Raw genomic sequence first — 23,010 nt, forward strand, 5'->3', positions numbered from 1 at the left:
AGCTGGAGCATGGACTTTATGCACGACGGCTTAAATGACGGTCGCAGCTTTAGACTGTTTAATGTGATTGATGATTACAACCGTGAAGCGCTCACCGTTGAGATTGACTTCTCACTACCAGCACAAAGGGTCATACGCACATTAGACCAGCTCATTGAATATCGAGGCAAACCTGTACAAATAAGATGCGATAACGGTCCTGAGTACATCAGCAATGCGCTCAAAGACTGGGCTGAGCAGCAAAGCATTAACTTAAGCTATATTGAACCTGGCAATCCACAGCAAAATGCCTATGTGGAACGCTTTAACAGAACCATGAGATATGATTGGTTAAATCAGGAGCTGTTTGATAACTTAGAGCAAGTACGCACACAAGCAGAAAACTGGTTATATCATTATAATCATGAGCGCCCAAACATGGGCAATGGCGGTTTTACGCCCATACAGAAACTCAATCAAGCAGCTTAATTCTATTTGTTAGGTGTCTTAGGTTTGGGAGGGTTACCACCCGTTTCGAACTTTCTTGACCATCCAAACGCATCATAATATTTCAGAAATAGTTTGATCAGCTCTTTATTTAATGGCTCAGCCTACGTCTTCAATATTTTCTTTCAATACTGGTAAAGCTGACATACCTGCTAATACGGCACTTACTCCTCCAGTTAAACTGATAGAGAACCATATCACTAAACCAAATTTAGAAAATATAAACCAAACAAAAAATAAAGCATTAATAAGAACTCCCATAAAAAAAGTTCTTATCCACCACCCATCTTGTATGTATATTTCTTTATACGAATGCCACTTTCCCATCATTAATGTAGTTGGCATCGCAAACAAGCCACCTGCAATAAGATAAACTGGAAAAAACAGTATGAACAATAGACCTATGCTGTTATCTGAGCTAAGAAGTGTCGCTATCCATGGAAAGATAATGAGCTCATACAGCGCACCTACGAATAAAAATAACTTAGTAACCTTCATTTTTGGATATTCAGCCAAACTTTCGTTCAAACTATGACTTGGCTGATTTAATTTATTTTTCATATGACTGCCTAAATCCTATTCAGGGCTACCGTCAGTATGTGATAAACAGTATTTGTGCCAGCATTATTGTAAAAATGTAGCTCATACAATAGAAAACATGTTGAGTAAGGCAAACAGGTAGCAAAAAAAACGTCTACATCTTTCTTGTCCACTAACGAATAACCAAGCCTGTCGTTGCGTCACGAATCTGGCTAGGTAAGGTATAACCCAATGTATCACCCTGCAAATAACCAATTTGCTCTTCGAAATAAGCATAGGCGGCTTCAAAGGTGCTAGCAGGCGTTTGCCCTGATGGGTTACAGCTTGTAGAAACCAATAGACCAAATAGGTTCTCTTCACTGACCATCTGTTGGCAAAGCTGACGAACTGTAGGATGCGAGATAACTCGAACAGCAATAGTCTCATGCTGACCGGTAATCCAAGTGGGCACAGTGCTCGCAAGCGGCTGAGGAATCGGTAATAACCAAGTATGTGCTTGGCGATTGTGCTGTTTATCTCCGCTACCGTCTGTCTGCCAGCTATCAATAATCTGCTGGCGCTGAACATCATCTAAAGAGGCTAGCAAAGGTGCTAAGCGAGACACACTATCAGTGACGACTATCATACCTTTGGCTTGTGGACGTTGTTTGATATCCAAAATACGCTGAACAGCCACTTGGTCATAAGGATCGCAACCAATACCCCAAACGCTTTCTGTGGGGTATGCGAGCAGTTGCCCTGCTTTTAGCCACTTAGCAGCTTGGATGGCAGAATTAGTAATAAGAGGTGTAGGTTGGCTCATGACTTAAATGGTTCGTAGAAGTAAATTCTAATAATACCACAAGAGAGATATTGTCTAGGAGAGTCTATAACTAAGCACTACCTATGCCAGTGTCTAATAGGGAATATTTACAATACTTTAAACGCGTAAATATCGTCCACCTTGTTCGCTGATAAGACCCATTAACTCAAGCTCCATTAGCTGCCCAATCAACTGCGGCGGTGCAAGCTTGGTTGCACTAATAAGCGCATCTAAATCTTGTCCATGCCAGTCAAGCTGCTCATAAATTGCAGTTAAATGCTCAGGCACAACGACTGTGCTGCGCGCAGGCTTTATCTCAGAGGATAGTTGCTGGCTAGTAGATTTGATTGAGTTTGTCTCTATCGCATCAGAAGTCTGAGTAATATTAGAGCGATTGCTATTAGAATTAGTAGCGTTTGCTGTTCTATAAGCGCCTTTATCGTAATCAAGCTGACCATTGACGTCCTCTAGTACTTGCTGAGGATGATAAACCAAGGTCGCGCCTTCACGTATCAAATGATGACAGCCCTCTGCATTGCTATTGTCAATATGACTGGGAATAGCAAAGACCTGTTTACCTTGTTCAGACGTGAGACGTGCTGTGATAAGCGAGCCGCTTTTAATTGTCGCTTCCGTTACGATGGTCGCGAGACTCAGTCCAGCTACCAAACGATTACGACGCGGAAAAGTATGTTTATGCGGCTGAGTGTGTGGTAACAGCTCACTAATAATGCAGCCACCTTGCTCAACAATTTGAGTAAATAATTGATCCCGATGATTAGGATAGTTCACATCGATCCCTGTGCCCATTACACCAACCGTCCGTCCCTGATGGTCAGGGTCTGCCTGTACTAGTGCGCCTAAATGTGCGCGTTTATCCACACCCATAGCCAGACCGCTAGTAATGATATAACCTGCTTGCGCTAAGTACTGCGCCATATCAAACGTGATTTTTTGCGCATGCGCGGTGGGTTTGCGGCTACCTACTATAGCGATTTGTGCTTGATGTAGGCGCGCGCTATTCCCACGATAAAATAATAAGGGCGGCGGGTCGTAGATTTGTAAGAGTTGGGCAGGATAGTCGGCGTCATCAGCGAATAGCAGACCATAGCGCCCATCTATCAATGCTTGCTGAATCTTATCGATATTGGCGAGTGTTTGCTCTGGCTGTTCATGACGTTTGAGATGGGTGTGGTGAATACCGAGCTGCTTCCATGCCTCTACTTTGGCTTGCCAAGCAAGCTGCGGATAACCGAAAGAAGTGATCAGTTTGTGATAAGCAGATAACGACGCATTCACCTCGTACCACAGCGCTAAGATAGCGCGCTGATCTTCGGATAAAGAAGAGGTGACTGCCGTCATTGTCATCTGTCTCGTATAGGCAAGCTTAGATTAGTATTTGGTTTAATATATTGCTTAATAAAGCCTTATAGCTATTTATAAATAAGGAGGTGGTAATAACTGATCACCAATACTAAGTGGTAACTCAGAGTCAAGTACATAAGCATAGCTGATGTGATCAAAGGTATTAAAAACCATCACCATACCGCTAGGCTCATTTGGTAGACGTACAGGCGTGTCATTGTCTTTAGTATCACGTACCAAAGGTCCTTTTTGATAAACCGTCAGCACATCACCTGGTTTAGCACCTTGTAAGCTACCCAAATTGATAGCGACCACACTACCCTTCGCAGCCGAGCTGATAGAGTCCATTACACGTACGATCATACCGCCGCGACTGACATTTGCAGGCGTTGGATAAAAAACAGGAGGAATAGCGTTGTCTAACTCTACAAACACCCGATCCCCTTCACGCACTTCTTTGCCATAGCTATCGATAAGCTGCAAGCTAGTCACACCATTACTTTCTGTAGAAGTAACGAGACCAGTCGCCACCTGCGTAACTTCTAAACCGATCACTTCTTGCGTTTTGGGGTCTACATATAGCTCACCCTCACGGTAAACACCGTAACGCTGGCCTACGATAAGCGGTACGCCTTTAGCATAGACTTTATCACCACGCGCAGTAATTAAGTTACGGTTTTTAGAAGCTAAAATATAAGGCGTGGTATTAAAGTCTTGGGGATTTACGATAAGCATTTTATCAAGCCAATGCTGAATAGCTGACCACGGAATAGGAGGAATGCTATTGGCCGTCGAGGTAATCGCGACCGTACTTGTACTTACACTTCCAGTAAGCTGCTTTTCAACGCCAGCACAGCCTTCACCAGTATCAACGCCAATCAGCGTTTTTCCTTGGATCACACAAAGGATAAGAACGTCATTGGGGTAGATAAGGTTTGGATTTTTGATTTGCTTATTGGTGGCCCAAATTTCTTTCCAGCGCCAAGGACTGTCTAGATAGCGACCTGAAATATCCCATAAGGTATCGCCTTTTTTGACGATATAACGATTGGGCGCATCAGCTTTGATAGTTGGCGGCGGATTGTTAGCTTGAGCCGTGCTCATCAACATGGCACTACTAAATGTCGTAACTAATAATCCTTTTGCCAGTGCTTTTGCTGTCTTTTTTAAGCTCATCTTCATCGTTATATCCACAATATGTACCACTGTGTTCGACATAAAGAACTGTACTTAACTTATCACTGCAAAAACCTCTAAAATTAATAAAAGTTTAATTATATCAGCAATTTACAAGTAAAATTCTCATGGCAATTATAGGGTAACTGTTCAGTGTAATTGGCTAGAATAATTCCTAAAAAAGCGCCTAGCACGATGATGACTTGCTGACGCCGTTTCTAATATTACAATTATATCTACCATAACACAATCATAAACACTTTATTACAATGGTGTAACTTTTACGCGGATATTTTTCCTTGCTGATGATAAGCCTAAAGACCGTTATTACTTAAGCAGAATTCGGCGTGACATGTTGGCGGATTTGTTCAGCAACCAGCTCAGCCTTATTATCCAGTACCACTACGTGCTGTGATAAATCTTCTAACCCTTCAGTATGCGCTGGACGAGCGATATCTATTTGACCTACTGCTTCCACAATAGTATCCGCAAACTTAACGGGTAATGCTGTCTCTGCACAAACAATAAGTTCACCATCTAACTGTAGCTCTTTAGCGACCTTGATACCATCAGCAGTATGTGGATCAACCAATTCACCATGCTGCTCATAAAGCGCTTTGATAGTCTGCAAGCGGTCGCTATGAGTAGATTTACCAGCAGCAAAACCGTAGCGGTTATTAACTGCTTCCATTAATTCAGACAAGTCAAACCCTCGACCTGATTTTACGCCGTCAAACAATTCATGAACGCGTGCGCTATCTTTTTCTAATAGCAAATAAACAAAACGCTCAAAGTTAGATGCTTTTGAGATATCCATTGACGGACTAGAGGTTACATAGGTTTTTTCAGTCGGACGCGGCTGATAAGCACCTTGATTAAAGAAGTCATTTAAAACGTCGTTTTCATTGGTTGCGACAATCAGACGGTCAATTGGCAGTCCCATTTCGCGAGCGATGTGACCGGCACAAATATTACCGAAATTACCTGATGGTACGCTAAAGCTGACTTTTTCATCGTTGCTCGTCGTAACCGCAAAGTAAGCTTTAAAATAGTAAACAATCTGCGCTAGGATACGACCCCAGTTGATAGAGTTTACCGTGCCTAAATTATAAGCGGCTTTAAACTCAGCATCTTGCTGTAGCGCTTTGACTATGTCTTGGCAATCATCAAACATACCATCGATCGCAATGTTATGAATATTGTTGTCGGTCAAACTATACATCTGCGCACGTTGGAACTCACTCATTTTGCCGTATGGTGACAGCATAAAGACTTCGATGTTCTCTTTACCTCGCAATGCATACTCTGCTGCACTACCGGTGTCACCACTGGTCGCACCAATGATCGTAATACGTGCGTCTTTTTTCTTAAGCACATATTCAAAGGCATTGCCCAAAAACTGCATGGCAACATCTTTAAATGCCAATGTCGGACCGTTTGATAATCCTAGAATATATAAATTGTCTTCGAGCTTGCGGACAGGAACAATCTCGTCAGAGCCAAATACATCAGCAGTATAAGTGCGCTCAATGATATCTTGCAAATCAGCCACAGGAATATCAGTGGCAAAACGCTGCATAATCGCCATCGCAAGCTTTGGATAGCTGAGCGTACGCCATTCATCAAGGGTTGCACTATCGATATTTGGATAATGCTCAGGCAACATCAAACCACCATCTGGGGCAAGACCCATCAAAAGCACATCACTAAAATCCATCGGCGCTGTCTGACCACGGGTACTGATATATTTCATTAGATTGTCCTGTCTACAATAATGTTATTCAATATTTAAAAACGGTTTATTCAGCAGTTTTTTGTAGCAATGCATAATAAAAACCATCGCCACTCGCGCTATCAATTGGTAAGCACTGACGACCGATTGCTTGTTCGATACCCCAACTGCAATCGTCAGTAAACTCAATCACTACTGCATCATTGTGATGAGTGATAAAGTCCTGCATTTGCTCGACGTTCTCTTGCTTTAAGATAGAACATGTCACGTACAGCAGATAACCACCAGCTTTGAGTTGTGGCCATAGATTATGCAAGATGTCTGCTTGTAGCAGCGCCGTTTGCTCGATGTCTTCTTCTGTACGCAGGATACTAATATCAGGATGACGACGAATCACGCCTGTCGCGGTACAAGGAGAATCCAATAATATCGCATCAAATACGGGTTCATTTGTCGCCGCTTTTTTATTTTTGCCATGCTGCCATCTGGTTGCATCTGCACAGACAATATTCAATGCGACGCTTTTCTCTGCTTGCTGCAAGTCATGCTGGCTTAGATTCAAGCGCTGTAAATTCTCACGAATACGTTCGATACGTGGTGCTTCATTATCGATAGCCGTTACCTTGATATCAGTAATCGCAGGTGACGTTTCAGCATCGTCTTGTTTCACGTGAAACAACGATGATTCATCGTTAGCGCTTATAAGCTCTAACCAATGAGCAAGCTTGCCACCAGGTGCCGCACAAGCATCTAGAATATGTATCTCATTATTCGTATTTTCCGTATCAGATTCTTCAGCACTGAGCTTAGCCATTAATGCTTTATTGATAATCGGTGCAGCTAACTGAGCATGCATATCTTGAACGCTAGCTGTTCCTAAAGCAAAATCAGGCAAAGCGTTAACGGCAGTGCTTTGATGTAGTCTAAGACCTTTGGTCGATAGCGTAGCAGCGGCAGACTTTGATGAGTTTGCTACCTTAAAACCAGTCGTTAGCTCAACGATATCTGCATCAATTTCTGCGCCATCCAATGCATGCTGATAGTCCTCTACCGAAGTAACCGCCGAATTCACTCGTAAAAACATCGGTGCTGGTTGGCGTAAGCCTTGTGTCAGCTCATCATACTGCTCGCTCCAATCTTGCTTAAGCTGGTAAGCAAGCCAATTCGGTAGACTATGCTTTTTATCGCATTTCTTACGGAATTTGCTTGGATTCTTGGCGACTTTACGCAAAATAGCATTCACCAAACCAGTCGAATGAGCAAACTCAATTTCTTTGGCTGCTTCAACGGTTTCATGAATTGCCGCATGGTCAGCCACTTCTAAATATAGCAACTGTACTAAGCCGACTTGAATGGTGGTACGCACTTCAACTTCGTCGATAGGGTTGTCTGCTAAGCTATCGAGCAAACGTGCCAGCGCATGCCATTGACGCAATGTCGTGAGCAGTAATGCATGAGCAAAGCCTTTATCGCCATCGTGCAGACTATTCAGTAACGGGTCAAGGACGCTTGAGAGCGACTGACCATTTTGAATAGCCAGTAAGGTACGAATCACACGCACGCGTACGCTGCCATTCATAATAAGATTGCTTGATGGTTTGAGCTTATTGTTTCTAGGCGCAGTACTGTTTTGTCTCATTAAATTTCATTTCCTTGACGTATGATCGATAGCGTCTTGTGCAAGTAGGTTAAATATAAGTAACGTTATTTTGTTTCTGACGTAAATTGATCGCCGTCATTTAATTGGTTGCCATGGCAAACTTGTTCAGCAGTCATCGGCTTACCACCCGCAAACTGTAAATGAGTAATGGCTAAAGTAGTGGCCGACGACTCGGTATCATTATCCTTACCACAAGCGACTAAGATCGCTTTTCGTCCGACACTGATAACCGTTCCAGCAGGTTTATTCGTTTGCTGCGATGTATTTACAGGTAAGCTAGCCAACACTTTGACGCGCTGCCCTGCTAGGAAAGTATAAGCACCCGGCCATGGTGTCAGCCCACGAATTTGGCGTTCAATAGCGGCAGCAGGCTGCGACCAATCAACTTCGCCTTCGGTTTTGACCAGCTTTTCAGCGTAGTTGGCTTGACTATCATTTTGAGCAATAGCTTGAGCTTGATAAGCAGCTAAATCTTTTAACACCGTACTAATGGCTGTCGCACCAAGTGCAGCCATCTTATCATGTAGGCTAGCAGCGGTATCATCAGAGGCAATACTTTCGCTAACTTTATAAAGCATGTCACCTGTATCAAGACCTTTGTCCATCTGCATAATGGTAATGCCGGTCTCATCGTCTCCGGCCAAGAGTGCACGATGGATAGGTGCAGCACCGCGCCAGCGTGGCAACAGTGAAGCGTGAATATTCAAGCAACCATGAGTAGGCGTCTCTAATACACCGATAGGTAGGATCAACCCGTAAGCGGCGACAATCATCACATCTGGCTGATAGGCGCGCAGAGTTTGCCTAGCAGCTAGCCCTTCTGCACTAGACTTCTTAAAAGTGACTGGTTGCTCTACAGCGATATCATGTGCCAACGCAACTTCTTTTACCGCAGAGGCTGACAGCTTCTGACCACGACCTGCTTTACGATCAGGCTGGGTGTAAACAGCAACTATCTCTATATTCAGCGCTTCTTGCTGCTTAATTAACGACTCAAGGCTAATAGCAGCAAATTCAGGCGTACCCGCAAATACTACCCTTAATCGGTTAGTAGTTGGGTTATCATGGTCAGTAAGCGAGTTGGATGTATCAAAGGTAGGAGCAGTTGTAGTCATAATCATGCATTATATAAGGTTTATTTGTTCATTATAGGTGAGTTTACGGCGCAGTGCCATGATTGTAATGACCTCAGTTCATGATAACCAATGACATTATTTGCCTTTATAATATCAAGGACATCGAACGTTCTATTTATATTTTTTACAAAACAATTTGGTGTTAATAACCACTCTCTGTAAACAGTAAGCCGTTATTCTGCTATAAATAGAAGGTAACACTAAAAATTTTAGACAATTCAACTGTCGTATAATTCACCTACTATATGTAGAAACTTCGTTTTTATTTCACTATATTCTTTCGTGTCGAGATAGGGCCACGCTTTCATGCAACAGTTTCAGTCCTTACAGCGCTTATTGATTTTTTATGCCTTGTCTCTCACGGTTATGTTACTGCTGTACTATGTCACACTGTTTGATGGGATGAAAAAACATAGTGAGCAACACAGCATAGATACTTTTTATGCCCTACAGCACAGTATTATTGAGCATGCAGCGCCTGTAGATAGTGAAATAAAAAGAATCTTAGAGCAACCTACTTTTGAGCACCTTAGTTATCAGCTGATTTTAATGACACCTTCTGGGCAGACCTATATTCATCATAATACCCGTCCCAATGAATCTGCTTTTTCTACCGTTGCTTTCCCTACCATCGGTACATCAGCTTCTAGCAGCAGCGACCATAGCTCCTATACAGTTAATAGCAATGAACTAACAGGAATCATTACTCTAAAAAGCGGACATCAGATTTATATCGTATTACGCCATGAACCTTTTGTTGTCGACTGGATATCTTACCGTTATTGGCTCCCCTTGATGGTCGCCATCGTACTGTTCTTCATGGCATTGCTCTATATGCTTAATCGTCGAACTAACTGGGAACAATTACTGGTTTATACGGATAATTTGAGTAGCCGCGCAAAAGAATCTTATACACCGCCGCCGTTTTTACAAAAGAAATCTACTACCGAGTTCATGCTGTTAGGTCATGCGCTAAGTCGCGTCAGCTACCAACTACATAATGACTATCGGCGTATAAAAACATTGACTCATCGGTTAGAACGTCTGGTTGATCAGGCGCCCTTACCGATGTTGATGAGTATACGACATGGTCAAATTAGTTTCTATAATCAGCGTTTTGAGCAAGTATTTACTCCTCCTACACAGAGAGAGCAAAGCTATGAACTGACTGATTTCGTTGAAGGGAAAGATGAGGCCACTCAAATACTCTTAAAAACTATTTCAAATTTACGCGTTACTCGCACACTGATAGTTTATGGCTTGGAAAATAAACAAGCCTACCAACTACACGTAACACCATGGTTCGGTGAACATGGGCAAGTTCACGGTTTCACTGTTATTTTCAATAATGTTGATGAGATTTTCCATCAGTCTGAACAACTACAGCTGCACAACCAACAACTGCAATTACAAATTGATGAATCAAACGAAGCCCAAGCATTTATAGGTCGTAAGTTAAGGATACCACTAGAGAAGATAATTGATTCGTTGGAACCCATCGACCCTTCAACATTGACGGCTCAGGGTAAAAAGACTCTAAATACATTGATTACAACCAGTCAAAGCATGTTGACTGTACTCAATAAGACTCTAGCAACAGAGGAAGTTGAAGTCAGAAAAACACGTTTGAGTATAGAAACGGTTGATATTTATAAGGTAAGCAAAGAGGTTAGCAATTTAGTCACAAAAGAAATAAGACAACAAGGGTTAGAATTGATCTATTTCTTTGCGCCGGACTGTCCTCGTTACATCGAAACTGATTACATTCGACTGCACCATATCCTATTAAACCTATTGAAAAACGCTATTAGTTTTACAACATCAGGCTATGTCGCGCTCACTGTTGATCGTGTACCTGAAGATAAAGTAACGCGAATAAGTAATCAGCCTTTAACTCCTAACAATGACACGACAATGCCTGCGCAGACATCTTATTGGATTCGGTTTAGCGTAAAAGACACTGGAGCAACTATTACTCCTGAGAGAAAAAATCAATTAGTCAATATCTTGAATCAAAGCAATCATAACTTAGTTGAAGACAGTAATATTGGCTTGAGTGATGCCAATAGCTTTGCTCAGTTACTCGGCGGTTTTATCGAACTAAGTAATACGGTGGATAAAGAAACGATATTTAGCCTCTACCTTCCTTATCCTCATGCCACTTATCAATCGGTATATCATCGTTGTTCGCAGCTGCCCCATATTCACCTTATCGCTGTCATCAATCAGCCTCTAGTTGCTGAACATTTACAACGTTTGTGCGAGTACTTAACGATATCCGTGACTATCTACAGCACTTTAGATAGAGCCACTGTACAGCAGCTAAAAAATAAATTAAAACAAGATGAGCAAACCATCATTCCTGTCTTGTTATTAGATTATGAATACAGCGAATCCATCACCTTATCAGCTCATGCGAGCAACAAGTATAGCGAGCAACAAGAAGTGTTAAACGACCTAGTCGCTACGCCTTCACTACCAAAGATATTACTTAGCATGAAACTTGAAAGGCATATACCCTCTATTTTACTAGGCCAATATGATGGATTTTTGACCAAACCCTTGGACGCAAGTTTATTACTTTCTGAACTGCTACGCTTAACCTTGTTTGCAAGGAAAACATTAAACATACTGGTCAAACATCAATATGACAGCAGTCTATCTTTTGTAGAAGATACACCTAAGAAAGAAATCTTGTCTCCACTGATTTTGGTCGTAGAAGACAGTCCTACTAACCAAAAGATAGCCTGCAAGATGTTAAGTAAGCTTGGTTATCGTAGTATTGTTGCAGAAGATGGACAGCAAGCACTCGAGAAACTCAAAAGCCAACGTGAAGAAATTTCTTTGATTTTGATGGACTGCCGAATGCCCATTATGGATGGCTTACAAGCCACACAAGTGATTCGCTCGCAAGGTGATAAAATACCAATTGTGGCGCTAACTGCGAATAATACAGAAGAAGATCGCGAGGCTTGTATACAAGTAGGTATGGACGAGTTTTTATCCAAACCCATTAGTAAGAAAGACTTAGAATCCGTTTTGCAGAGTTTTATACAATAAATCTATAGTGCAGATAAAAAATACCCTATCGATATCACTTAATCAAAGTAATATCGATAGGGTCAAAAACTTGGTACGAGGATAATATTTCAGTAAGCTTAATTGTTATTTCATAAACCCATTATCGGCCAAAAATGTTTCTGTGATTTGGCTTTGCGGGTTTGGCGCGTTCATACCCTCAGATTGAGGTTTATTTAGTAGTCGCTCTAGATAACGAGCCACGATATCTACTTCAATATTGACTTTATTACCTACTAACCAATGCTTAGCAATGTTAGTCACTTGAGCAGTATGCGGAATGATATTTAGAGAAACAATATTGTCACGCACTAAATTGGTCGTCAGACTAATACCATCTACTGTAATAGAGCCTTTGGTCGCTGTATAATGCGCTAGCTCTTGCGGTATCTCAATCTCAATATAGATAGAACGAGCATCTTGTTGTAATTTACTAACGACCCCTACGCCATCTACATGACCAGCGACAATATGACCACCAAAACGAGTCGTCGGTAGCATGGCCTTTTCTAGATTGACGGTATGTCCTGCTTTTAACCCTTCTAATGCTGTTCTAGCAATCGTTTCACGTGAGACATCAACAGAGTAGTAGTTACTTCCGAGCTCTACCACGGTTAAACAAATACCATTTGATGCAATAGAATCGCCTAGCTTCACGTCACTGAAATCCAAGTCATCAGACTCTACTGTCAAACGTATGTCACCGCCTGTCGCCTGCATCGATTTAACTTTTCCAACGCTTTCTATAATTCCAGTAAACATATTACCCTCATCTCATTACTGTATGGCCTTCATAGGCGAATATTTTAGTTTATCAAATCAGCTATCAATTCTTTATCACAACTTATTCAAATAACTGACAGTGAAACATCGTTAGACTTGACCTTTAATAGGATAGATTGTGGATAAGTAGAGATAAATCAATAGAGATATAGCTAGAAGTCGCTATAAAAACATAGTTATCCACAACAAATAAAAATTTCACATGAAACCTATTTATTTATGAATATACCGTTAAGGTATTGATTTATATAAATATTTATTAAAATAATCGAGATATAAACATCTTTTGTGTTTCATGTGAAACAAAGTTATACACAGTTCCATGTGAAACACGTAAATCAACAATTGATTTATCCATATTCTAAGCTTTTTTTTATAATTTGTGGAAAACCTACTTATACGAAGAATATCTATAAAGGTAATAAGGTTAATTTGAGGTCTGAGCCAAGCTGTTGATGACTTTCTATATCAAACCGTAACTGCTGAGCAAGGGACATAGGATTGAAATCAACCATTGGACGAGCTTGCTCACCAAGTAAACAAGGTGCTTGATATACGATTAACTCATCTACCAACTGTTGACTCAAAAAGCTACCTGTAACACTAGCACCTGCTTCCACCAACACATCATAGCACTGGTGCTCACTAACCAGTTTCGCCAACAACGCCGACAAATCGTCTTCATGCCAATAGATAGTATCTGGATGCCGGCATAGCTGATAATCAGACTGTAGGCTGTGCTTTAAACGCTGACGCCTATCAAGTATGACTATTTTAGGATTAGGTATTTTCTCAGGTGGCACGTCCAATTGTTCTGAGCGCACATTGAGTTGTGGGTTATCAGTTATTACAGTTTCACTACCGGTGATAATCGCGCCACTTTGTGCTCGTAGTTTTTGTACGTCTTCACGAGCAGCTGTCGAGGTAATCCACTTTGATTCACCAGATGCCATCGCTGTACGGCCGTCTAAACTGGTCGCTATTTTCAATCGTACATAGGGCATCTGAGTGCGCATAGCTTTTAGAAACCCACGGTTTAGTGCCTCTGCCTGCTCTGTCAGGACACCGACTGTTACCTCAATACCAGCTTGCTCTAATAGTTTCACACCGCGACCTGCGACCTGCGGATTAGGATCTAGACCTGCAATCACAACGCGATTTACCTTAGCAGCAACCAGCGCCAGCGCACATGGTGGTGTACGTCCCGTATGACTACATGGCTCTAATGTAACGTAAGCAGTTGCCCCTGCTGCCTGTGTACCAGCCTCTTTCAGCGCAAATACTTCTGCATGTGGCTCACCAGCTTTAGGGTGAAAACCTTGACCAATAATCTGCTCTGCCTGAACAATAACGCAGCCCACTGCAGGATTGGGTCTAGTAGTATACAAACCGCGCTTCGCTTGTTCGATAGCAAGCATCATAAAGTAGCGGTCTTGTGCATCTTGAGCATGGCTTTGAATAGACATAAGGCTGGTCTTAATAAATGATTGAGTGTTCTATATAAGAAAATAAGGTTCGAAAGCTGATTAACAATTAGGAATTACTTATCAACTAGGGCTTATTTAAAAGCTTACTTCGCCTACTTTTCATTTGGACGAATATTGGCAATTTCTTGATGAAATGCATCGATATCTTGAAAGTCGCGATATACACTAGCAAAGCGTACATAGGCGACATCATCCAAAGTTTTGAGTTCACTCATGATGATTTCACCCAAGACTTTACTACTGATTTCTCGCTCACCCATCTGCCTAACACGCTTTTCAATACGACTAATCATCGCCTCTTGTTCATCGATAGTAATAGGACGCTTTTGTAAAGGTAGTAAAATAGAACGGCGCAGCTTTTCATTATCATAAGGTTCAATCTTGTTGCTCGATTTGATAATCCTTGGCATGACAACTTCTACCATCTCAAAAGTCGTAAAACGTTCTTGGCAGCTGTTACACGAACGGCGTCGACGCACTTGTGCCCCTTCCGCAGCAAGACGTGAGTCAATAACCTTGGTCTCTGACGCATTACAGTACGGACAGTGCATAGCATTTCCTTATTTTACAATTGAGAATAAAAGCAGTATTTCTAAGATAGCTAATTTATTAAATAATAAAGAACACCGTGTTTCAGTTATTTACCAATACAAAAGCTACCAAATATTTTACCTAATAAGTCATCGGCGCTGAACTCACCTGTAATCTCACCCAAACTCTGCTGTGCTTGACGTAAGCTATCAGCAACCAACTCACCCGCTTCGAATACCGTTAATTGCTCATGGGCTTCTGCTAAGAAATTAGCAGTTCGTCTAAGTGCATCGAGATGTCTGGTACGAGCGATTAAGCTATTCTCTGGTGGATGAAAGCCTACTTTCTCACATAATGCTTCAACCAAGTTATCGATACCAATGCCTGTTTCACATGAAACATTAACCTGCTGATAACCTCTGTTCTTGATTTCAGCTTGGGTCATAGCAGCACTTTTTTCTCTGTTATTATCGCTCAATAAGTCGCTCTTATTAGCAATAATTAGTAAGCGTTTAGCTTCTGGCAATTCACCAAATAACTGTTCAGCAAGCTGTAACGGTGTGCTCTCTTCTTCAACATCGCGAGTCACATCATAGACCATTAGTAGCATATCAGCCTGCGTGATAGCAGTACGGGCACGCTCAATTCCGATACGTTCCACAGTATCTTCTGTCTCGCGTAGGCCTGCTGTGTCGGTCAGATGTAGCGTCAAACCATTGAGTACAACGGTCTCTTGCAGCGTATCACGTGTAGTACCAGCGACATCAGTCACGATAGCACGCTCTTGCCCTGCAAGGCGGTTAAGTAAGCTAGATTTACCTGCGTTTGGCCTACCTGCTAGCACGACATGGATACCGTCGCGCAAAAGCTGACCTTGCTTTGCCGTTGCTAAAACTTGCTGTATCTTATCTTGCGTCTGCTCAAGCTTACTTTGTATGACGCCATCAGACAAAAAATCAACGTCTTCTTCGTCGGGGAAATCAATCGCTGCTTCAACATGTAAACGAAGATGAATCAATTGTTCTAGTAGCTGGTTAATTTTTTGTGAAAACTCACCGCTTAGAGAACGAATCGCACTACTGGCCGCGGCAGCACTAGTCGCATCAATCGCATCAGCGATCGCTTCGGCCTGTACCAAGTCCAATTTATCGTTATCAAAGGCACGGTAAGAGAACTCTCCTGCACTCGCTTGCTTGGCACCTAGCTCAAAAACTCGTGCAAGCAACTGGTTTTGCAAAATAACACCACCATGCCCTTGTAGCTCAATAACGTCCTCACCTGTGAATGAATGCGGACCTTTGAAAAACAAGACGAATCCCTCATCGATGACAGTGCCATCAGCTTGATAAAAACGACAAAAGCTGGCCATCCGCGGCGTAAAAGCAGACTTACCTGTTAAAGCACATGCCATATCGTAAGCACGGCTGCCTGATAGACGTATGACACCCACACCCCCTCGCCCGAGCGGCGTTGCAATCGCAGCAATTGTAGCCAATCCAGATGTATTAGACTTTTCAGAAGAATTAGGTACGGCTAATGCTGTCTCTAAGGAATCCACAATTACTCTCAATGTTTAAAAGCTCCATTATAGACGTCTGGACTCATACTGACAAAGCAAACTTTGAAAGGTAGCCGCATCAGACATATTTTCGTTTTAATATTTATAAACTATGGATAATGTTGATAAGCTGTGGATAACATTTACCACTTATACACCACCTATAAAAAAACCACCGCTTGCGCGATGGTTTTTTGTATTTCTAAAAAAGAACTAATTAATCGACTACTTTTACCGTACGACGCTTCTGCTCTTCATCGACTTTCTTATTAACGATATATTGCTGAGTCATACTAAACAAGTTGTTGACTGTCCAATATAAAACCAAACCTGCTGGGAAGAACAACATGAACGCAGTAAAGATAATCGGCAAGAACTTCATGACTTTTGCTTGCATCGGATCTGCTGGCTGCGGGTTCAACTGCTGCTGTACAAACATCGACGCACCCATTAGCAATGGTAAGATAAACCATGGGTCCATCGCTGATAGATCTTGAATCCACAAAATCCATGGTGCATGACGCAGCTCAACACTCTCTACCAACACCCAATATAAAGCTAAGAAAATAGGCATCTGCATCAAGATTGGTAGACAACCTGCCATCGGATTGACTTTTTCTTCTTTGTATATCGCCATCATTTCTTGCGACATTTTCATCCGATCATCGCCATGCTCTTCTTTAAGCACTTTAAGTCTTGGTGCAATGGCACGCATTTTAGCCATCGAGTAGTAGCTCTTATTAGAGAACCACATCAAGGCAATTTTTACTAAGATAGTCAGTAAAATAATTGACCACCCCCAGTTACCAACAACCTTATGCACACCTTCCAAGATAGCAAATAAGACCTTTGATATTGGCCACAGCAGACCATAATCAACTGTTTTGTTAAGGCCTACCGCAACGTCTTTTAGCTCAGACTGAACTTTTGGACCTGCATACAGTGTTGCATTTAAAGTAACTTGTTTGTTTGGTGCTACGTTCACTGGTTGACTATTGAAGCCAATAAAGTAATCACTACCTGTTTCACGTGTAAAGAATTTGCCAGTGAAATTTTCAGGTGTCCAAGCAGATACAAAGTAATGCTGTACGATACCAACCCAGCCTTTATCGCTAGTCGTCGTCAACTCACCATCACTAAAGTCGCCAAATTTCAGCTTATTATAAGGATCATCTGGTGTACCCCAAGCGCCGCCTAGATAAGTCGCCATGCTCAGCGCGCCTTTATCAGACATACCAGGATCTTTACTATCATCACGCTTTAATTGCGCAAACATCTGACCTTGCCAAGCATTGGTAGACGCGTTTTGGATCTGATAGCTAATATCGATTGGATATTTATTTTCAGTGAATGTGAACGTTTTGGTAATCGTCACACCGTCTTTTTTGTAAGTAAGCGGCACTGACAACGTTTGCTGTCCATCTTCCATCACATAATTGTTAGCAGTATGGTTATAAGTCGCTCTACCTTCTGCTGTATCAATACCGTTCTGACCAATAAGTCCAGATTGAGCCACATACACACGGTTACTGTTGTTTTCTAACAATACGAAAGGCTTATCGCTATCGAGCGTTGCGTCATACTGCTTGAGCGCAGCATAAACAATATCACCACCTTCTGGATTGATTTTTATATCATAGCGATCAGTTGTTACCGTGATTAGACCAGCGTTTTTCGCAGGAGTCGCTGTCACAGCACTATTATCCACAGGTAATGTCTGTACCGGGATATCACCTGCTGCACCAGTAGTAGAAGGAATGTCAGCACCTACCGAACTCGTAGTTTCTGGCACCGCATCTACAGCTGGAGCATCGGCATAATCATCTCGCCATGCCAAAATCAGCAGATAAGCGGTAATTAGCATCGCAATGATGATCATCACCCGAAATATCTTTTGCATAAACCTTTCCTAGATTAAAAAATTAGGGAATGAAAAATTAGGGCATGTGTCATGACTGTCCTACACAGCTGTCCTGTCACATTGCAACTGCATCAGTAGTCATTTACATAAAATGTGCATCATTTTACTAAAAATCTGTCTTAAATGATACCAAGAGTGTGGATAACTTGTGGGTAACTTAACAGAGTATCGATCTGAGACTAAAGAGGGGGACTTCATGTTGATTTCATCAAATAATTAAGCTGTGAAACATAGCTAGTATAGTCTCGATAGACACCCAAACTCTGGAGGTTATTATTTGATACATCAGTAAAAGATATGTATTGATAGCTATAGCAAGCTAAGGGTAAGGGTACAAAGTCTATACCGTGCCCACCTAAAGGGTGACACCTGCTAAGACGTTTTAACAACAACCAACCACCCTTACGGGTGCCATGCCATGTTAAAGCTTGTTTGCCATAATTTGAGCATGTTGGATAATAGCGACAACGAGCAGGTATTATAGGACTAACTATTTTTTGATAAAAAACAATCAAATTAAAAAATACTTTATAGAAAATTTTATTTATATTTTTTATTTTTAATAAAATATTCATTTTATTTTTTTTCTATTTTCTTAAATATATTAATTATTTGATTTTTTATTTCTTTATTATCTATATCTTTAGTAGATTTTTTGACAATAAAAACAATATCTTTATTTTCCATTTTAAAAGCTTTCGTACGGAACTCTTCACGCACATATCTTTTGATCAGATTACGAGCGACAGCAGTAGGTACTTTACGCTTAGTAACAGCCATACCGACTCGCGGCTGTGCATGCTCGTTAGCACGTACAAAAGCCATTAAATGACTCTGATGAATCTTGCGCTCAGGTGCGTCAAATACCTCACGAAAGGCTGCAGGAGTAAGCAGGCGTTGCTGTTTAGTGAAACTAGCTGCAGGTGTATCTGATAGAGTATTGGACATAGTACAACCTAGTAGAATAACGATAGGAGAAATAATAACAAATTATAGAGACAAAAAAAGCGCCGATGTAGGCGCTTTTAATATATGGCTAAGTGTCAGTTGTGATGATTGACTATCGCAATCTATAAACAATAAGAACACAACAAGCACTATTAGCCATGCTTATCGCAATCTACTGATTATACAGTAAGGCGATGACGTCCTTTAGCGCGGCGACGAGCTAAGACCTGACGGCCTTTTTTAGTTGCCATACGAGCACGGAAACCGTGAGTACGTTTACGCTTGATCACGCTTGGTTGGAATGTACGTTTCATAACTCACCTATCAAAATAATGGACTAAATTCGTAATAACGGAGGATTATACCATTCAGTATAGTTTTGGTCAATAAACTAATTTGCTTTGTCCCTAAATAGGAAATACCTCATACGAACTTAGTAGAGATATTTCCTTAAAAACTTATTTCTAGTAATCAAATTTTATAGTTATATATTCTATGATTTACAAGGTTATCCACAGCTAGACTGAAATACTATAATAATAATTAATTAATATAAATATAGTATTGTTATTGTTGGGACCATGATTATCTGTGGTTAAGTCCATTTTCCTTTTTATTATCAAATTACTAGACTATGGGTAAGCCTGTGGATAAGCTGTGGGTTAAATATGGATAACTAGTTTATAAAAGTTATACACAAAATTATCCACAGTCTTATCCACAAAAAACGAGGTTTTATCCACAGGGTATCTGTGTTAAATTAGGCGCTACTTGATATACACCTTCGTATAGGGTGCTAGTACGAACTCTTTGGTTAATTGTTACGTGTAATATCGAGGCTTAGGTAGCAAGTTATATTGCTAAAAAATAACTATTATTTCAGATCACAAGGTCAGTACTTTTCATGATAGACACAGCAAATATTTGGGATAAATGTCTAAACGATTTGCGTTACAACGTCAAAGACAACGTGTTTACTATGTGGCTGAGACCTCTGTCAGCCCATCAAGAAGCGCAAACTTTGATTATTCTTGCTCCCAATGATTATTTTGTGACGTATATCAAGAAGAATCATCTTCAAGATATTCAGCAGTTGGTGACCAAACACAGTCAAGGTAGTATTGAAGAGGTCGTCGTACGTGTTGATAATGCTGGCCGCAATGCAGAAGATAATAGTCAATCAGGTTCTTTGTTTATAGAAGACGAGGTCTCCCCTACCCCATTCGAACATAAATTTGAATCTATTCATCATAACAACGCAAAAGCAGATATCGACGCGAACATGCGTCATAATGAGCCAGTTGAGTCTGCTGATACAAAATCATTAAGCTACCTGAACCCCGAATTTACTTTTGAAACCTTTGTTACAGGTAAGTCCAATAACTTGGCTTACAAGGCTTGTTATGAACTTGGTAAGCGCCAATCGAAAAATCGTCATAATCCTTTATTTATATACGGTCCTTCTGGATTGGGAAAAACGCATTTAATGCATTCTGTAGCTCATCGCTATTTAAAAAATAATCAAAGTTTTTATTATTTCACTTCTGAAAAATTTATAAATCAATTAGTTTATTCCTTAAGAAATAATAAAATAGAAGATTTTAAAAAGAAAATAAAAAAAGTAGATTTGTTAATTGTAGATGATATTCATGTATTGGCAGGAAAGACTAAAAGTAGTAATGAGTTTCTAACATTATTTGCAGATTTTACTAGTGGTGATAAACAACTTATTTTAGCCTCTGATCGACATCCCTCCCAAATGACAGAATTTGATGAACGATTTAGATCACGGTTTTCTTGGGGGTTAACAGTCGCTGTTGATCCTCCTGAGATTGATACTCGAGTACAAATTCTGCAGAAAAAAGCAGCCTCCTACGGTATGGTATTACCAAAGGAATGTGCGCTATTCATTGCGCAAAATGTGGTGTCTAATGTCAGACGTTTAGAAGGTGCCCTAAATCAGGTGTTTGCCAATGCTAACTTAACAGGGGCACAGATTACCCTTGAGATGGTGCAATACGCACTAAAAGACATCGTTGCGATGCGTGTGCAGGCAGTGAATATGGATAACATCCGTAAGGTAGTGGCTGAGTACTATGATGTCACGGTCAAAGATATTATGGGGCGCAAACGTACGCGTAGTATTGCAAGACCACGTCAAATAGCGATGGCTTTGTCGCGTGAATTAACAGGCGATAGCTTCCCTGAAATTGGTCAGTCGTTCGGTGGACGCGACCATACGACGGTGATGCATGCTTGTGATAAAGTAAATGAGTTGAGAGCAGCAGATCCTGCATTTGATAAGGATTATAAAACCCTAGCTCTGATGTTACAGGCAGGATAAAAGCGCTAGATATCGTTGTATTCTAGTAGATACAGATGGTTTATAATATCGAAAATATAAGTCCACAGATGCTTTGTAGATTATCGTCAGCAGACAAGGTATTATTAAGTTATTACGATAAATATTTATAAAAAAATCATTCAAATAAGAGTAATTAAGCATGCAATTATCGATCAATCGAGAATCGTTACTAAAAGCTATCAACTTGATCGCCAAAGCCGCTGATAAACGCCACAATATGGTTATATTGGGTAATATCAAGCTACAGCTATCAGAATCTGAGCTTATCTTAACAGCGTCAGATTTAGAGGTAGAGCTGACATCGACATTGAAATTGCCTGCTGGTGCTTGTGTAGAAGCAGGTACAACGACACTTCCTGCAACCAAGCTAAAAGATATTTGTAAATCGCTACCTGCACAGGCTCAAGTTAATCTAGCAACTCAAGCAAATGAGCGTTGCTTATTAACTAGTGGTAAGAGTCGTTTTACATTAGGAACATTGCCAAGCGAAGACTATCCGAGCTTGGGTAACCCTGAGAATATCACACCTCTGACTATCAGCCGTAATCGTCTGACAGATTTGATTCACAAAACGCAGTTTGCGATGGCGATTCAAGATGTACGCTATTACTTAACAGGTATGTTGTTTGACGTTTCACAGCAGCAACTGACAACGGTAGCAACAGATGGCCATAGATTGGCATTAGCCCGTAGTGTTATCAATGTAAGCGCAGATCTCAATATGCAGGCTATCTTGCCACGTAAGGCAGTGATCGAACTTGAGCGTCTAGCTTCTGAGCTTGGTAAAATGTTGGGTGATCAGGACAACGCAGTTACCCTAAGTTTTGGCCGAGAGTTTTTACAAGTAAGTTTGCCGTTTGGTGATGTAGATAGTGCAGGGCAAGTTAGCCAAGATCTAATGGTGACGTTTACCGCACGTTTAATTGATGGTAAGTTCCCTGATTATCGCCGTGTGATGCCGAGCAATACTGATAAATTGGCTTTATTCAGTCAAGAAAAAATGACAGACGTACTACGTCGTGTTGCCATCTTGAGTAATGAAAAATCTCGTGGTGTGGTCTTTAATTTTGCTAGCGATGGTATGGTCGAAGTACGTGCTAATAATGCTGAGCAGGATGAAGCAGTCGAGATGATACAAGCTAAGTATCAAGGTGAGCCGATGGAGCTGTCGTTTAATGCTGCGTATCTGCAAGATGTATTGGGCGTTATCCAAGGCGATTTACAAATGCATATGAGCCAATCGAATGCCTCTGTATTGGTCAATCAACTAAATGATGAGTTCCATCAATATGTCATCATGCCAATGCGTATATAGTGTTTTTTTTCTTTAGAGACAAACAAAATTGAATAGAAATAGTACGTTTTAAAGAACTTTGTTTTTAGTACTGAATATTAATTTTTAATAAACTTTTGCCTGCTAGATTAGCAGGCTTTAATGGGCG

General features: G+C 41.0%; 19 protein-coding genes. 4 read left to right on the forward strand and 15 right to left on the reverse strand.

The genetic code is table 11. The features are described from left to right. Positions 1 to 468 (forward strand): integrase core domain-containing protein (locus tag FQV37_RS01590; protein WP_160021012.1); only part of this gene is annotated, 468 nt, incomplete at its 5' end. Positions 469 to 585: 117 nt separating this feature from the next. On the opposite strand, the gene FQV37_RS01595 is transcribed toward FQV37_RS01590, so the two are convergent. The 7 genes from FQV37_RS01595 to fmt form a co-directional block, all read right to left on the reverse strand. Then, positions 586 to 1,047 carry a hypothetical protein gene (locus FQV37_RS01595; protein WP_134292684.1) on the reverse strand — a complete coding sequence of 154 codons (462 nt, stop codon included), beginning with the start codon at positions 1,045 to 1,047 and terminating at the stop codon, positions 586 to 588. A 151-nt stretch (positions 1,048 to 1,198) separates the two neighbouring features. Next, positions 1,199 to 1,828, reverse strand: coding sequence for an L-threonylcarbamoyladenylate synthase (locus tag FQV37_RS01600; RefSeq protein WP_160021013.1), 630 nt, complete (start codon positions 1,826 to 1,828; stop codon positions 1,199 to 1,201). 117 nt (positions 1,829 to 1,945) lie between these two features. Then, positions 1,946 to 3,190: a DNA-processing protein DprA gene (dprA, locus tag FQV37_RS01605; protein ID WP_160021042.1), complete on the reverse strand. Its 1,245-nt coding sequence runs from the start codon at positions 3,188 to 3,190 to the stop codon at positions 1,946 to 1,948. 75 nt (positions 3,191 to 3,265) lie between these two features. Further along, positions 3,266 to 4,375: a LysM peptidoglycan-binding domain-containing protein gene (locus FQV37_RS01610; RefSeq protein WP_420876961.1), complete on the reverse strand. Its 1,110-nt coding sequence runs from the start codon at positions 4,373 to 4,375 to the stop codon at positions 3,266 to 3,268. Between the two features lie 325 nt (positions 4,376 to 4,700). Next, a complete protein-coding gene (gene thrC, locus FQV37_RS01615) occupies positions 4,701 to 6,122 on the reverse strand; it encodes a threonine synthase (protein ID WP_134292687.1) in 1,422 nt (473 codons plus the stop codon). Positions 6,123 to 6,168: 46 nt separating this feature from the next. Next, a complete protein-coding gene (locus FQV37_RS01620; protein ID WP_160021015.1) occupies positions 6,169 to 7,740 on the reverse strand; it encodes a transcription antitermination factor NusB in 1,572 nt (523 codons plus the stop codon). 65 nt (positions 7,741 to 7,805) lie between these two features. Next, a complete protein-coding gene (fmt, locus tag FQV37_RS01625) occupies positions 7,806 to 8,876 on the reverse strand; it encodes a methionyl-tRNA formyltransferase (RefSeq protein ID WP_160021016.1) in 1,071 nt (356 codons plus the stop codon). 327 nt (positions 8,877 to 9,203) lie between these two features. Here fmt and FQV37_RS01630 point away from each other — a divergent pair, with 327 nt between their 5' ends. Beyond that, entirely contained in the window at positions 9,204 to 11,957 is a 2,754-nt protein-coding gene (locus tag FQV37_RS01630) for a response regulator (protein WP_160021019.1), read from the forward strand. A gap of 105 nt (positions 11,958 to 12,062) precedes the next feature. Here FQV37_RS01630 and FQV37_RS01635 read toward each other — a convergent pair whose 3' ends face one another. From FQV37_RS01635 to rpmH, 8 genes are all read right to left on the reverse strand, one after another. Next, on the reverse strand, positions 12,063 to 12,737 hold the full coding sequence (locus FQV37_RS01635) for a riboflavin synthase (protein WP_160021021.1): 675 nt from the start codon (positions 12,735 to 12,737) through the stop codon (positions 12,063 to 12,065). Between the two features lie 431 nt (positions 12,738 to 13,168). Continuing rightward, positions 13,169 to 14,224 (reverse strand): bifunctional diaminohydroxyphosphoribosylaminopyrimidine deaminase/5-amino-6-(5-phosphoribosylamino)uracil reductase RibD, encoded by a 1,056-nt coding sequence (ribD, locus tag FQV37_RS01640; RefSeq protein ID WP_160021023.1) that lies wholly within the window; start codon positions 14,222 to 14,224, stop codon positions 13,169 to 13,171. 113 nt (positions 14,225 to 14,337) lie between these two features. Continuing rightward, positions 14,338 to 14,796, reverse strand: coding sequence for a transcriptional regulator NrdR (gene nrdR / locus FQV37_RS01645; protein ID WP_057762240.1), 459 nt, complete (start codon positions 14,794 to 14,796; stop codon positions 14,338 to 14,340). Positions 14,797 to 14,882: 86 nt separating this feature from the next. Then, positions 14,883 to 16,271 (reverse strand): tRNA uridine-5-carboxymethylaminomethyl(34) synthesis GTPase MnmE, encoded by a 1,389-nt coding sequence (mnmE, locus tag FQV37_RS01650; protein WP_160021043.1) that lies wholly within the window; start codon positions 16,269 to 16,271, stop codon positions 14,883 to 14,885. A gap of 280 nt (positions 16,272 to 16,551) precedes the next feature. Continuing rightward, positions 16,552 to 18,234, reverse strand: coding sequence for a membrane protein insertase YidC (yidC, locus tag FQV37_RS01655; protein WP_160021025.1), 1,683 nt, complete (start codon positions 18,232 to 18,234; stop codon positions 16,552 to 16,554). A gap of 215 nt (positions 18,235 to 18,449) precedes the next feature. After that, entirely contained in the window at positions 18,450 to 18,830 is a 381-nt protein-coding gene (yidD, locus tag FQV37_RS01660) for a membrane protein insertion efficiency factor YidD (protein WP_160021026.1), read from the reverse strand. A gap of 1 nt (position 18,831) precedes the next feature. Next, complete coding sequence (rnpA, locus tag FQV37_RS01665) at positions 18,832 to 19,203, reverse strand: ribonuclease P protein component (RefSeq protein WP_160021027.1); 372 nt, start codon at positions 19,201 to 19,203, stop codon at positions 18,832 to 18,834. Between the two features lie 179 nt (positions 19,204 to 19,382). After that, positions 19,383 to 19,517: a 50S ribosomal protein L34 gene (gene rpmH / locus FQV37_RS01670; protein ID WP_007394757.1), complete on the reverse strand. Its 135-nt coding sequence runs from the start codon at positions 19,515 to 19,517 to the stop codon at positions 19,383 to 19,385. A 590-nt stretch (positions 19,518 to 20,107) separates the two neighbouring features. Here rpmH and dnaA point away from each other — a divergent pair. Further along, positions 20,108 to 21,547, forward strand: coding sequence for a chromosomal replication initiator protein DnaA (dnaA, locus tag FQV37_RS01675; protein ID WP_102094841.1), 1,440 nt, complete (start codon positions 20,108 to 20,110; stop codon positions 21,545 to 21,547). Between the two features lie 160 nt (positions 21,548 to 21,707). After that, positions 21,708 to 22,883 (forward strand): DNA polymerase III subunit beta, encoded by a 1,176-nt coding sequence (dnaN, locus tag FQV37_RS01680; RefSeq protein WP_160021028.1) that lies wholly within the window; start codon positions 21,708 to 21,710, stop codon positions 22,881 to 22,883. The last annotated feature ends 127 nt before the right edge of the window (positions 22,884 to 23,010 follow it).

Origin of the sequence: Psychrobacter nivimaris (assembly GCF_009812035.1) — a bacterium.
GTDB classification, from domain to species: domain Bacteria; phylum Pseudomonadota; class Gammaproteobacteria; order Pseudomonadales; family Moraxellaceae; genus Psychrobacter; species Psychrobacter nivimaris.

Excerpts from the sequence above, each read along its gene's own strand:
- fmt (WP_160021016.1), bottom strand. The coding sequence starts at position 8,876 with ATGACTACAACTGCTCCTACCTTTGATACATCCAACTCGCTTACTGAC.
- yidD (WP_160021026.1), bottom strand. The coding sequence starts at position 18,830 with ATGAATATTTTATTAAAAATAAAAAATATAAATAAAATTTTCTATAAA.
- dnaN (WP_160021028.1), top strand. The coding sequence starts at position 21,708 with ATGCAATTATCGATCAATCGAGAATCGTTACTAAAAGCTATCAACTTG.
- ribD (WP_160021023.1), bottom strand. The coding sequence starts at position 14,224 with ATGTCTATTCAAAGCCATGCTCAAGATGCACAAGACCGCTACTTTATG.
- nrdR (WP_057762240.1), bottom strand. The coding sequence starts at position 14,796 with ATGCACTGTCCGTACTGTAATGCGTCAGAGACCAAGGTTATTGACTCA.
- FQV37_RS01595 (WP_134292684.1), bottom strand. The coding sequence starts at position 1,047 with ATGAAAAATAAATTAAATCAGCCAAGTCATAGTTTGAACGAAAGTTTG.
- FQV37_RS01610 (WP_420876961.1), bottom strand. The coding sequence starts at position 4,375 with ATGAAGATGAGCTTAAAAAAGACAGCAAAAGCACTGGCAAAAGGATTA.
- yidC (WP_160021025.1), bottom strand. The coding sequence starts at position 18,234 with ATGCAAAAGATATTTCGGGTGATGATCATCATTGCGATGCTAATTACC.
- dprA (WP_160021042.1), bottom strand. The coding sequence starts at position 3,190 with ATGACGGCAGTCACCTCTTCTTTATCCGAAGATCAGCGCGCTATCTTA.
- rpmH (WP_007394757.1), bottom strand. The coding sequence starts at position 19,517 with ATGAAACGTACATTCCAACCAAGCGTGATCAAGCGTAAACGTACTCAC.
- FQV37_RS01620 (WP_160021015.1), bottom strand. The coding sequence starts at position 7,740 with ATGAGACAAAACAGTACTGCGCCTAGAAACAATAAGCTCAAACCATCA.
- FQV37_RS01635 (WP_160021021.1), bottom strand. The coding sequence starts at position 12,737 with ATGTTTACTGGAATTATAGAAAGCGTTGGAAAAGTTAAATCGATGCAG.
- FQV37_RS01630 (WP_160021019.1), top strand. The coding sequence starts at position 9,204 with ATGCAACAGTTTCAGTCCTTACAGCGCTTATTGATTTTTTATGCCTTG.
- thrC (WP_134292687.1), bottom strand. The coding sequence starts at position 6,122 with ATGAAATATATCAGTACCCGTGGTCAGACAGCGCCGATGGATTTTAGT.
- rnpA (WP_160021027.1), bottom strand. The coding sequence starts at position 19,203 with ATGTCCAATACTCTATCAGATACACCTGCAGCTAGTTTCACTAAACAG.
- FQV37_RS01600 (WP_160021013.1), bottom strand. The coding sequence starts at position 1,828 with ATGAGCCAACCTACACCTCTTATTACTAATTCTGCCATCCAAGCTGCT.
- dnaA (WP_102094841.1), top strand. The coding sequence starts at position 20,108 with ATGATAGACACAGCAAATATTTGGGATAAATGTCTAAACGATTTGCGT.